This is a genomic window from Shewanella sp. BJSY2023SW005 (assembly GCF_047314585.1).
Classification (GTDB): Bacteria; Pseudomonadota; Gammaproteobacteria; order Enterobacterales; family Shewanellaceae; genus Shewanella; species Shewanella algae.
The window spans coordinates 89,383-101,986 of sequence record NZ_JBKORJ010000023.1 but is presented as its reverse complement, the minus strand read 5'-3'; the positions used below and the strand labels follow the sequence as shown (position 1 = coordinate 101,986).

Here is a 12,604-nt window from a genome sequence, read left to right as displayed (position 1 = left end):
ACGCCCTAAGCCAAATCGGCCTAGGGCGGTAAAAATATCAAAGACCCGATATCCTGTTAATCACAAGGCAGCTCCGCTTAAGTGAACTACGTTGCACCCGGGGGGGGCGCTTTTTTGCCTGAGTTTTACTCGCTTGCCGGCAGCATCACGGCCTCAAAGACCTGGCTTTGCAGGATAAACTGCTTAAGCAGGCTATTCAGCTCAGCGGCAGTGACCTCCTCATTGAAGCGAATGTTTTGTTCTATCTGCTGCGGCCCACCCACTGTCATATAGCTTTGGCTGACCGCCTCCAACCAACCGAGATTGGATTTAAGCTCCCGCTGCAGCCTGTCCTGACGCTGACGGCGCTTATTTTCCAGCGAATGGGGCGATACGCCCTCATCAGTCATCCGCTTGAGTACCAGATGCAGTTGCTGGATCAGTTCATCGACCCGCTCCGGATCGCTGCTGAAGCTGATACGGCCCGAGCTGAAATCTTCCCCCGGCTCCTGCCAGAACCAAGCGGTTACCCCATAAACGCCGCTGGCCTCCTCCCTGAGTTTGAGCCTCAGCTGCTCCTGAATAAGCTCCCCCATGAGCGACAACTGATAAGCTTGCTTTGCTGACCAAGGCTGCGGATAGGAGGTTAGATAGACCTCTGTTTCGGCTCTGGGCTCACCGGAGACAGGCATCTGCAGACGCTCCTTTGGGGTCGCCGGCCGAATTTGGTATTGCTTGCGCGCCTCCCTTTTTACCTCAATCCCGGCCAGATACTGCTCGGCCAAGTGAATGAGGCGCGCCTCGTCGATATCGCCGACAAAGAACAGAATAAAGTCGGTATTACCCAGCATGTGACGGCGATAATCGGCCAGCAGCTCATCCTCGCTCAGGGTCGTCAGCAACTCGGGATCCGGGTTGTAAACCGTCGGCACTCCGGGATAGCGCCTGGCATCTATGGTGCGGGCAAACTGCTCCCCAGGGTCATTGGCATATTGTGCCCGGGTCGCCTGATACTCTTCGCGCCAGTGCTTCAAGGCATTCGATGCAAACTGTACCTGCTGCAACTTGAAGCGAAACAGCTGCAACAACGCCGCCAGATCATCCCTGTGGGCCCAGCCGGAAAAGCCTTGCGTCTGGCCGTCCAGCAAACTGGAAAGCACCAGAGGATAATCGCTGTCATAGTTGATGATCGCCTGCTGCGGCACCTCGCCGGCGCCGAACTCATCTGCCAGGTTCACCGCCAAACGCAGCTTTTGCGCCTCCGAAGGCGTCAGACTGCCCATCCCCCCGACAGTCAAGGCCTTGAAGTGCACTTCACCCGGGTTGAGATCAGATTGGCTGAATACCAGACGCAACCCGTTGCTGAGTCGATACTCCTTCAGGCGGCCTTCGGCGGCTTCACCGATAAAGCGACTGCTGCCGGACTCGGCCTTGAACTCGGGCATCTCAGAGGTCTGTTGCCCGGCTTCAAAGTCGCCGTGCTGCATGCTCATGCTCTGCTGCCACAATGCATTGGCTTCAGCACTCGTCAGTACCGACATCTCCCCCGCCCCAAGAGTCTGCAGCAATAAGCGGGAACTTGGCGCCGTTAAACGCGCCAGCGCCTGATTGATATCCTCGGTCGTCAGCGAGCCAATCAGCTCCAGGTTGAGCCGGGCTCTGTCTTTATAGCTCAACCAGGGGTCGAGATTGGCAGCGGTAGTGACCAGGTCACCGGCAATATCTATGCTGAAAACCGCCTTGTCGGCGCGGCGCTGTTCCAATTTCAGTTGGCGTTTCAGCTGGGAAGCCACGGCCTTATCGCTGAAACCATGCTGCTTGAGGGTGGCCAGAAGATCAAACAGTGCACTGGCGGCGCTATGGTACTCACCCTTCTTGAGCTGCAAGGTGAAAATGCTCTGCCTAGTCTCGCGGCCGATGGCCGAGGAGAAGAAAGCGCCCGACAGCAGCCAGTCTTGATGTTGCTTCTCCCACTGCTGCAGACGCAGATTCAGCATGCGCCCGGCTATCTGCTCGGCCAGCTCGCGGCGATAACCGGCCCGCGAATAATCCGGCTCAAGCGGCGAGAAAAAGCTCAGCTCCAGCGCCGGCTCTTCGGCGCCGACTTCATGCACCTTGGCGGCTCTCAGACCGTCTTGCAGCGGTATGCCAAAGTCCACGGTTTCCAGTGGTGTTGTGGCCGCAGGCATGGCTCCCAGATATTGCTCGACCATGACCTTGAACTTGGCGACATCTAGATCACCACTCGCCACCAGCGCCATATTATCCGGCCGATACCAGCGGCGATAAAAGTCGGCCACCCGCTTGCCGGATACCTGGCGTATGGTTTCGGGATCGCCTATGGGATCGCGGGTCGCATAACGGGAACCGGCCATTTCGATGGCAGACTTTTTGTCCCCCAAACGCAACATAGGCCCAAGCCTTGCCCGCCACTCCTCCAACACTATGCCACGCTCGGCATCGAGATCGTCGCGGGCAATGCTCACCTCTGCCGCCCAGTCGGCAATAATTCTAAGCGCCAGCTCCAGAGTCTGCGGCCGGTTATCCGGCAGATTGAGCAGATAGACGGTATTTTCAAAGTCAGTGAAGGCATTGACATCTATGCCAAACTTCAGCCCGGCATCCTCCAGCGCGCTGATGACGCTGTTGCCCTTAAAGTGCTTGCTGCCGTTAAAGGCCATATGCTCGACCATATGGGCCACGCCCCTTTGGTCGTCATCTTCATGCATGGAACCGGCGTTGACCACCAAACGCAGATACACGCGTTTGGCCGGGGCATCGTTGGGGGCCAGATAATAGCGAAAGCCATTGTCCAACCGCCCCTGAACCAAGTCAGGATCGCTGTTCAGAGGCAGCATCTCGCTGGTTTGACAGGCCGCCAGCAGGCAAGCCATCGCCGCCATCATCAGGCGGCCGAATCGTGTTTTAACAATCATCTCAGGATTTCCAGAACTCAACAAAAAAGCAGCTTCCGGTGAAGCTGCCCATCACTACCACTCAGGGTTTAGAAGCGATAACCCACTTCCAGCCAGAACTGACGCCCTGGGGTATAGAGGCCGTATTCGCCGTTCTGGTTGGCCTTGAGGCTATACTGGCGTACCTGGTTGAGCACATTGTTGATATCCAGCTGCAGATAGACCTCACCGCCCAGCGCCTGCGGCTCCCAGCGAATACGGCTATCCCACTGGGTGTGACTGCCGAAGTCATAGCTGCGGTACATCTCCAGCGCCGCCTGGCTGTTTACCGACTCATATCCCCGTACCGGCGCCTTTACATAAAGCTTGTTGCCCCAGGTGATATTCCAGGCCGGTAACTCCATATCCAACCCAAGACGCACCATCCACTCTTCCTGGGATGAGTTGACCTTCTGCTCCATCTGGCGACGGCTCATCATGGCGCCATCGAGCATCACGGCCTCATCCGGGTTCATCGCCTTATCCAGATCGTTGCGATCTGTCTCCAGCCAATCGGCCGCCAGCGACCACTCCCATTGACTGGCACCTAAGGTCAGCGGCGCTATGTTATTCAGTTGCAGGGTGTAGACATGAACCTTGTAGTCTTCGCCATTGCGATAGTCGTCCACCTTGACGCTGCCTACCTGACTTCTATGGGTCACCAGCCGATCGCGATAGTCCCTCAGGGTATAGCGACCACTCAGGCTTAAATTGCCCAGATTCTGGTGCAGCGCCAGGGTCAATTCATCGGAGAAGGGGGTTTTCAGATCCTTGATGCTTTCGTATCTGCGGGTGTGATCCTGGCTGAGTTTAAGTATTTCATCCGCCAGCTTCATCGAAGCGAAAGAGCGGCCATAGTAACGGTTAAGCCCGATATCCACCCGGGTGCCCTCGACGACATCCCAGTTGAGTGCCAGCCGCGGCGCCAGGTTGAGATTATTCAGGTAGTCATCATGCTCAAGCCTCAACCCGGGGCGGAATTGCCAGGCGCCGAATTTGATGGTGTCCTGCAGATAAGCCGCCGAGTTGCGGTGGCGGGTGTCTATGCTGCCGGCCAATACGGTTTGTTCATCGAGCGGCATCTCCATGCCCGACATTATCAAGCGGATCTCCTGATTGACCTCCCTTGGGCGATAGAAATCATAGTCGGTCTGCTGGAAACTCAAGCCGGTTTCCAGGCTGTGACTGACATCGCCCCAATAGAGGCGTTTGAAGCTGACATCGGCCAGCAGTTGCAGATTTCGCTGCTTGAGACGACTGTCCCCATAGCCCCCCTTCTGGTAATCCAGCCCGGTATCGGCATCACTGATCACCAGCACGGTATCACTCTGGGAGTGACGCTCATCCTCAAAGCTGTCGTAGGCCGCCTTGAGGGACAAAGTTCCCAGGCTGAACTCCCGCTCCAGACTCAGGGTCGACCCCAGTGCCGAGTGGCTGTCTTCAAAGTCATTGTCTATGTTCTCGCCCATAAACAGGCCTTCACGGTAGGCCGAATAACGCCAGTCCCAGTCGATTCGGGTCAGGGGATCCGGCGTCCAGGCCAGATTCAACAACAGGTTGTCCGATCTGCGGCTCTGATCCTGAGAATCAACCGTACCTTCTGCATCCATGATCCGGCTCTGGCGAATGCTGGAGCGGCGTTGACCAAAGGCCAGCACCATGCCCAGCTCGTCGTTAATCCCCTGCTGCCACTGCCCCGAATAACTGTGTTTAACAAAATCGGGCTGATAGATGGCCTTGCCCCCGTCGGGCCTGGCCTGCTGCAAAAACTCGTTGATGTTGGGATCGACCTTCTGGCTGGTCCAACTGCTGCGGCTGGTACGGTAACGCAGCTGGCCGCCGTTGACGCCGTTGTAGCTTAGGGTATCGGCCACTACGGCACCGCCGGTAAAGCCCCCCAGGCTGGCCGGCACATTGTTGTCATAAACGGTGATCCCGGCCAGCATGGCGGCATCGAAAAAATAGGCCTGCTCTGAGCTCATCCCCGGCAAGACCCCGACACTGCCGTCAAACAGGCCTGAGCTGGGATCCAGATCGTTGTTGATATTGATGCCATCAATAAGAAACGCTGTCTGTTCAGACTCGGCGCCATAGATGGAGATCTTCGACGGTTTGATTTCACCGCCACTAAACCCTTCATCCAGACCCTCCAGGCGCACCGCAGGGTTGGATTTGACCAAGTCGCTCAAGTTGCCATCGGCCGAAGGGGTACGGCGGATCATCTGCTCATCCAGAGTGCTTTTGCCATCCAAACCGTTATCGGCTCTGTCTTTGACTGTCACAACCGCGCTGGTTTCGGGCGACTCATTCGAAGAGGGCGCTTGTTTATTTAGCGTTTCGGCGCCGGATGCGGCGCAAAAGAGTACGGCTGCCACAGCCAAAGCCACGGCAGAAGGTGCGGGGTATTGCATATAAAACCTGACCAATGAGAATGATTCTCATAATTGTTACAGGCAAAATATTTCCCGACAAGATAGCCAAAATTCAGCCAAGGTAATAAGAATGTTTTGTAAAAAGCGCCACAAGTTTAACTTTTGGTAACTTTTTGAGAAAGGAGCAAACAATCAGGCCCAGGCTAACCTTTAAAATCAATCAAAGGTGGGGTTGGGCAAAACCTATCACAGGTTAACCGCACCGTATTCCAGATGACTTTTTAACGAAAAAATCTTAAAAATTTACATTTGTGTCAGCACTGATGTGCTGTTTAGGCGGAAAAAAGCAAGAGGCGGCCACAGCAAAGCAACCGTCTGTTGCCTATGTCAGTTAAACGGAACCGGATGGGATCTCACCAAAATCACCGTTTTGGTAGTCACGAATGGCCTGCAGGATCTCCGCCTGGGTATTCATCACAAAAGGCCCCATCTGCACCACGGCCTCACCAATGGGGTTACCGGCCAGAATGAGCAGGCCCGCGCCCTTGAAACCGGCTTGCAGCTCGAGAGGATAACGACTGTCGAGCAGCAACATATTACCGGCGGCCAGTTGCTTTCCATCCGGCAGTTGCAATTCACCACTGTGCAGATAGAGCGCCAGTCGCCCCAGATGACTGAGATCCAACTCGGCTTGGGCATCAGGCGCCAGCGTCAAATCGGCAATCGCCGCATCGCCGGCCAACCCGGTCAAGGGAGCACTGGCTTCAATACCGGCGAAACGCCAGTCACCGGCCAGCAGTCTCAGGCTGGCGCCGTCAGTTTCAAGCTGTTGGTGTTCATCGGCAGCGCTATCCTGATACCTGGGCGGCCGCATCTTGTCCTTGGCCGGCATATTGAGCCAGATCTGAAAGCCATGCAGCCCCTCTTTGGCATCGGCCAGCGGCATTTCGGAGTGGACCACACCGCGGCCGGTACTCATCCACTGCACCTTGCCTTCGCGGATGGCGCGGACATTGCCCAGTTGATCCCTGTGCTCAAAGCCGCCCTTGCGGATATAAGTAAAAGTTTCCATACCGCGGTGGGGATGCGGCGGAAAACCGCCGAGATAATCGCGTTCATCGTCGGAGCGGATCTCATCCAGCATCAGATAGGGATCCAACGCCAGAGCCTGAAAATCGGCGACCCGGCTGATATTGACCCCATCGCCGTCAGAGGTGGGTTGCGCCGGCAGTATTTGCAATATTTTCATCATTGGGCTCCTTCACTTTGGAATAACCCCAGCTTACTGCCGACAAATAACAACAAAAAGCGCATTTATCCGCTATGAGTCTTCGACTTTATAGAAAGGTCACACCCACCAATAGCGCACCACATGGAAGAAAACCGGCGCGGCAAAACAGACAGAATCCATGCGATCCAGCATGCCGCCGTGGCCCTCTATCATATGGCCCCAATCCTTGACGCCGCGGTCACGCTTGATGGCCGACATCACCAGTCCCCCGGCAAAGCCGAGCAGGTTCACCAGTAAAGCTATGATTGCCGCCTGCCAGGGGGTGAATGGGGTGATCCAGAACAGCGAGGTACCCACCAGCGTCGCCAGCAATACCCCACCTACCAGGCCTTCCAGGGTCTTGGAGGGCGACAGCTTGGGTGCCACCTTGCGTCTGCCAAACAGCTTGCCACAGCAATACTGCAGCACGTCGGAGAGTTGCACCACCAAAATAAGCCAGGCGATCAGCAGCAAGTTACGCCCTTCATAGCCCTCTATCTTCAAGGTCATCAGCGCCGGCACCGACGAGACACAATAAACGGCTATCATCAGCCCCCACTGCACCTTGGCGGTACGCTCAAGGTAACGTGTAGTATCGCCGCCAAGTGCTGCCAGAATCGGCATCAGCAGGAACAGATACACGGGAATAAAGATACTGAACATGCCGTACCAATGGATGGCAATAAGCAGATACTGCACCGGCAAGGCAAAATAGAAGGCGGCGACCAGGGCAGGATAATCGCTGGCCCGGGTCGGTGTCAGGGTTAAAAACTCCCTGAGCGCATAGAAAGATACCAGGGCAAACAGCAATATCACCCCATAGAGCCCGAACAGGAAAGCTATGCCTATGGCCAACACCATCATCCACCAAGCATCGATTCTGGCATTGAGATTGGCAATAACGGCGTTATTGCCCTTACGCCAGGCCAGCAAACGACCTATCAGGGTCGCTACCACCAGCAGTAGGCCTATGCCGGCAAACAACCACAGAGTCTGGTTCATACTTCCTCCCGTGACATCGCCAATAGTGCCAAACGCAAACGCTCGAGAAAGGCCACCTTGGTTTCCTGCGGCTGCAGCTTGATAGGCGTGCCGAAACTCAAAGTGCAGAGCAGCGGCAACGGCAGATAACGCCCCTTGGGCATGGCGCGATTGAGGTTGGCAATCCACACGGGGATCAGTTCCAGATCCGGGCGCGAGTGCGCCAGATGATAGATTCCACTCTTGAACGGCAACAATGGCGCCTCGCTCAGATTACGGGTCCCTTCCGGGAAGAAGATCAGCGAGTCACCCTCTGCCAGCGCCTTTTCCACCGGCGCCAGGGGATTGCCCTCACCATGGCTCTCTCTTGGAATAAGCACGGCATTGAATACCCGCTGAATAATAAAGCGCCTCAGCGCCGTCTTTTGCCAATACTCGGCGCCGGCAACCGGACGTGTCTTGCGTCTCAGCAAGGCAGGCAGTGATGCCCACAGCAACACAAAGTCACCGTGACTGCTGTGATTGGCAAAGTAGAGCCGCTGATTGTGATTGGCGCGGCAACCAAGCCACAGGGCGCGGGCACCGGTGACCAACCTGGCCGCCGAGGTGATCCCAAAGGCAGTCAATCCCGCGAGCCAGCCGATTAGGGTATCCATAGATAAGGGTAAACTCCTCTTACAGGAAAAAGCGCCAGACGAGTAACAACACCAGCGCCGCGGCCTGCCCGGCAAAGCAAAGGAACAGACGCTTTAGCAGCGCCTGCGCCCCTTGGGCGCGCTGCAGCATACTGCGACCGGCCTGTTCTTCTTTAAGCCAGCCGAGCTGCTGCATGCTGTGATCCAGACGTTCGCAGGAATGCTCCCCTGCCAGGGCGGCAAACAGCTTGGCATCCAGCGCCACTCTGAGGCCAAAATACTGTCCGGCCAGTCCGAAAAGCACCATCAACAGGGCACTGAGCAGTTCCGGCCATCCCTGAAGCTTGCCGCCCCAGATAAGCAGCAAAGGTGCCAACATCAAAACCGCACTGAACCAGCGCAGCGGCGCGGCATTGCCCAATAAAGTGGCCACCAATTTTGCCAGATCCCGCTGCTGCGACTCAGGCATGTTGCACCTCTGGCGGGCAAAAACCTGACTTGAGCCGCTCCAGGTAAGCCAGAGTCTCTGGCTTGAAAACCACCTTGGGCCTAACGGCGGCAATCATCTTTGCGGCATCCAGGGCACTGCCGGCCCGACCGCTCAGCAGCAACCAGGCTGCCAATACCAAGGCGCTACGGCCATAACCCAAGGCGCAACATACCAGTAGAGTACCTGAGGTGCGCAAACACTCGAGCCGCCTGACCGCTTCCAGGCAGTCCTGTTCATCCGGCAAGCATAAATCCAGCATGGGCATGGGCTGATACCATTTGAGCTTGCCTTCGGTCATCCCCCGAGCGGGTGTCAGCAAGGCCTTGCCCGAATAGGGAAAGGGCAACTCGGCGCAGAGATCCAATATGGCATCATATTGCTGCGCTTCACTCATGGTGGGCATGCGCCCGAGCCAAACCCCGGGCAGCACCTCTTGCGCCGCCACCTGGCCACCGGTCCAGAAACGGATATTGAGCCAGGCAAACAAACGATAAGGTAACAACAGCCAGCGACTGGCGAAGCTGGGATGGCCCAGCTCACTCTTTTGAAAACCCGCGGCGGCAAACAGGAGATAATTGAGCGCCACCATGGCCAGTGCCAAGGCCAGCCAAAACAGCAGCATGCCAAGCAGACTCATGGGCCAGAGCATGGCCGCGAGCAGCAGCAAGACGGCGCCCACGCCATAAGCCGCTGCCAGCTTGAGCCTGCGGGGTTCTCTCGCCAAACTCAAGCGGCTGAACGAATTTCGTGGCCACAGCCAGAGGCAGAACAGACCGGCCGCCAGCCCTGTGGGCAGGTCGATAAAATGATGTTGCCAGGTCGTCAGCACAGACAGGCCAATCAAGGCAAACCAGCCGTGGAGCAGATAACGCCAGGCGCCCTTGGCCCGCTGACTGTATTCACTCCAGAGCACCACCAAGAGGGCGATGTGCAAAGAGGGCGCCTGATTGAAAGGCTTATCAAACCCCATCAGGAGATCGAACAAACCACCAAAAACGCCGTCGAGCGGCGGGCGCTCAAAACTGAATTTAAGTGGCCAGATGAGAAAACAGCCGATACACAGAAGCTGTACGCTCAGCAGCCTGAGCCCCAGTCTGTCTATCCCTTTGCGGCTGAGGGGGAGCAGAAACGCCAGGCCGTAGAGAAGATCTATCGACCAGTAAGGCACTATGGTCCAGGGCCAGAGCGGAATGGCATGCTCCCAGGAAAACACCAGACTGGGAACCTCACTTTGCTGCGAGGCATACCAATTGGCAAAACCATAGCTGGCAAAGAAAAACGGCGCCAACAAGGCCAGCCAAAGCAGGCCACGGCGAATGGTGCCGACCTCGCGTCGACGGGCGGGCAGCTCAGGCATCAGTCGGCCTTACGCGCCATGGACACGGTAAATATGCCCCACTCATCCACTCTTTGAGTCAACTTGTGAAAACCGTTGGCTTTGGTCAGTTGATCCATCTCCTGCTGACTGCGGCGACGCATCACCCAAGGCTGACCGTCTCTGTGGCTGGTCAGGGCCCGGCCGATGAATTCCAGCTGCGGATGCCAGGGCTGACCCGTGTAGATAAGCAGGCCTCCGGGCGCCAGCGCCGCGGCAATACCCGCCAGGGAGCGGGACACCATCTCATTGTCACCAAACAGCTCGTAGAGGCCGGAGACAATCGCCAGGGTAGGCTTGGGCTCGACCGCCGCCAGCGAATCAAAGTCGAAGGCATCGCCCTTTTCAAAGCGTACTATGTCACTGAGGCCAAGCTCATCAATGAGGGCGCGGCCGTCGCGGATATTGATATCACTGTAATCACGCAGCAGCACAGAATCGGGCTTGATATCGCTATTTGCCAGGCTCTCCAGCAGATAGCGGCCATGTCCGGCGGCCACATCCATCAAATGCAGCGGCTTTTCTTCCTTTCTCAGCGTCGACAGCGCCTGCGCCAGCAACTCTTCGATATGGCGTTTACGCTGGCGTATGCCGCGCCAGCCAATGGCATTGAGATATTGTTTGTCGACAAAGCGGCCAAACTCCCCCTTGCCGGAGGGTGTGTTGCGATAGACATAGTCCAAGGTACTGCCCGAATCGAAGCCGCGCTCGAAACCCAGGGCAATGCCCTCTGAGTATTTCTCCCCCAGCTTCATCACTGCGCGGGTGGCTTGCCAGTATTTGGCCTGCCAGGAAGCCTCGGGCAGAGGGGCGGCGAGCGATTCGCTCTCGGCGCAGCTCGGGCCAAATTTATCTTGCTGCAACAAATTCACTTCCGCCTGCGGCGAGGCGATATTGGCCCGCAGGAAGCGTCTGATCCTGGCTATCGGGTCGGCCCGGTCCAGCTCTCCCAGGGTGTCATGGTAAAAACCGGGCAGCAGGTGCAATTCTTTACGCTGGGAACCCAAACGCTCAAAAAACTGCTGCTGCGGCTTGCGCCGAACCACATAGTCGGCGCCCGAGATCAGTACCTGAGTCGGTACAGTAATCGCCTGGGCATTGGCCACCACCCTTTCAGCGGCATCATAAAGTCCCAACAACACATTGACCGAGATCGGTCTGGCGATCAGTGGATCTGTCTCAAAGCTGTATTGTCTGGCTGGGTCATGGGTCAACAGCTTGGCCTTAACATAGCTGTTGACGAAAAAGTTGCCCTTGAGGCTCCTCAGCAGCTTTAGCCCAGGGATAGCAAAAGGCACATAGAGTTTGACGCTGAAGGCCGGCGACGCCAGCACCAGCGCACGAATAGAAGGCGCATAGTCATGCACCCAGGTGCTGGCCAGCACGGCGCCGACACTTTGGGCCACCACACACAGCTGCTCTTGGCTGAAACCATGTTTGCCCTCTATGTGTTCCACAAAGGTCTGAATGTCGCGGACACTGGTACCGAAGGAGGGACTGTCGCCTCTGGCGCCCGGTGATTGCCCATGACCACGGGCATCCCAGGCGAAAAAAGCCTGCTCAGGCAGCGCCAGTTCATCCACCAGGTGCGCCATTCGGCCACCGTGTTCATGGCCACGGTGAAACAGCAACACGGCCCCGGGATCCTCTTGTTCATTGGTTTCCAGCGCCGGCCAGAAACGATAAAACAGCTGGAATCCATCATGGGTAGTAAAAAAGTGTTCCTCGGGTACCCTTGCGGCATTATCCATATATTTCATTCCTTTGATAAACAACTTAACTTGCGCTCTCGCCCTGCTTCAAACCGGATTTTACCCGGTTGAATATGGTCAGGCAGAGTAACAGGAGAACCAATGACAGGATCAAATTGAGCCAGAATGGCGTCAACCAACCCAAGGCGACGGCCAGCCCCAGAATACCGAAGACAAACGCGCGATCGCTCTTGCCCATGGGGCCATCATAGCGGCGCTCTGCCCCCACCATCAGGCCTAGCACCCCGGCATATTCACTGGCTATGGCCAGTAAGGTCAGGGCGATCACCAGTGCAGGTTCCACACCACCTAGCAAGGCAAAAGGCAGATAGAGTATCGCATCCGAAACAATATCGGCGAGCTCATTGAGATAGGCGCCGAGACGGGATTGCTGCCCAAACTCGCGGGCCAACATGCCATCTATGGCATTGAGCGCCATTCTTTTCAGCATCCAAATCGGGATGAGGGCAAAGAGCCAAGGATGAGGCCAGATAAGCAACAGGGTTCCCAGCAGTATAGAACCCAGCGCCGCCAATACCGTGACTTGATTGGCGCTGACGCCGCGCCGATACAGACGGGTAACCAGTGGCCTCAGTAGGCCCTGAAAGCGGGATTTCAACTGATAAACAGACAAACTCATTGGCTACAACATCCTAATCGAGAAAGGAAAGTTCTCACAGTCATCCTTGAGTATCGAGCAAATGACCAGAGTGCACTATGCCTGATTTTTAGTGTGCTTCAAAGTGCTTGAGGGAAAAAGCCGCGGCTGAATCACGCCTCAATTACAGTGCTGTCGG

The 12,604-nt window shown here is 56.5% G+C and carries 9 protein-coding genes; all 9 read right to left on the bottom strand.

What is annotated here, in order from left to right:
• Positions 1 to 125 precede the first annotated feature (125 nt).
• Positions 126 to 2,915, bottom strand: coding sequence for a M16 family metallopeptidase (locus tag ACMHXI_RS06630; RefSeq protein ID WP_208140861.1), 2,790 nt, complete (start codon positions 2,913 to 2,915; stop codon positions 126 to 128).
• A 68-nt stretch (positions 2,916 to 2,983) separates the two neighbouring features.
• A complete protein-coding gene (locus ACMHXI_RS06625) occupies positions 2,984 to 5,344 on the bottom strand; it encodes a TonB-dependent receptor plug domain-containing protein (RefSeq protein WP_413734444.1) in 2,361 nt (786 codons plus the stop codon).
• A gap of 352 nt (positions 5,345 to 5,696) precedes the next feature.
• A complete protein-coding gene (locus ACMHXI_RS06620) occupies positions 5,697 to 6,554 on the bottom strand; it encodes a pirin family protein (protein ID WP_028779480.1) in 858 nt (285 codons plus the stop codon).
• Positions 6,555 to 6,653: 99 nt separating this feature from the next.
• Positions 6,654 to 7,577 (bottom strand): phosphatidate cytidylyltransferase, encoded by a 924-nt coding sequence (locus ACMHXI_RS06615; RefSeq protein ID WP_304714899.1) that lies wholly within the window; start codon positions 7,575 to 7,577, stop codon positions 6,654 to 6,656.
• Positions 7,574 to 8,212 (bottom strand): lysophospholipid acyltransferase family protein, encoded by a 639-nt coding sequence (locus tag ACMHXI_RS06610; RefSeq protein ID WP_025889733.1) that lies wholly within the window; start codon positions 8,210 to 8,212, stop codon positions 7,574 to 7,576. Before ACMHXI_RS06610 ends, ACMHXI_RS06615 begins: the two co-directional genes overlap by 4 nt.
• A 19-nt stretch (positions 8,213 to 8,231) precedes the next feature.
• Positions 8,232 to 8,660 carry a hypothetical protein gene (locus tag ACMHXI_RS06605; protein WP_221052316.1) on the bottom strand — a complete coding sequence of 143 codons (429 nt, stop codon included), beginning with the start codon at positions 8,658 to 8,660 and terminating at the stop codon, positions 8,232 to 8,234.
• Positions 8,653 to 10,038, bottom strand: a complete 1,386-nt coding sequence (locus tag ACMHXI_RS06600) for a phosphatase PAP2/dual specificity phosphatase family protein (protein ID WP_115389781.1) — start codon at positions 10,036 to 10,038, stop codon at positions 8,653 to 8,655. Before ACMHXI_RS06600 ends, ACMHXI_RS06605 begins: the two co-directional genes overlap by 8 nt.
• A complete protein-coding gene (locus ACMHXI_RS06595; RefSeq protein WP_335899881.1) occupies positions 10,038 to 11,807 on the bottom strand; it encodes a bifunctional alpha/beta hydrolase/class I SAM-dependent methyltransferase in 1,770 nt (589 codons plus the stop codon). Before ACMHXI_RS06595 ends, ACMHXI_RS06600 begins: the two co-directional genes overlap by 1 nt.
• A 25-nt stretch (positions 11,808 to 11,832) precedes the next feature.
• On the bottom strand, positions 11,833 to 12,447 hold the full coding sequence (locus ACMHXI_RS06590; RefSeq protein ID WP_071238429.1) for a CDP-alcohol phosphatidyltransferase family protein: 615 nt from the start codon (positions 12,445 to 12,447) through the stop codon (positions 11,833 to 11,835).
• Between the last annotated feature and the right edge of the window lie 157 nt (positions 12,448 to 12,604).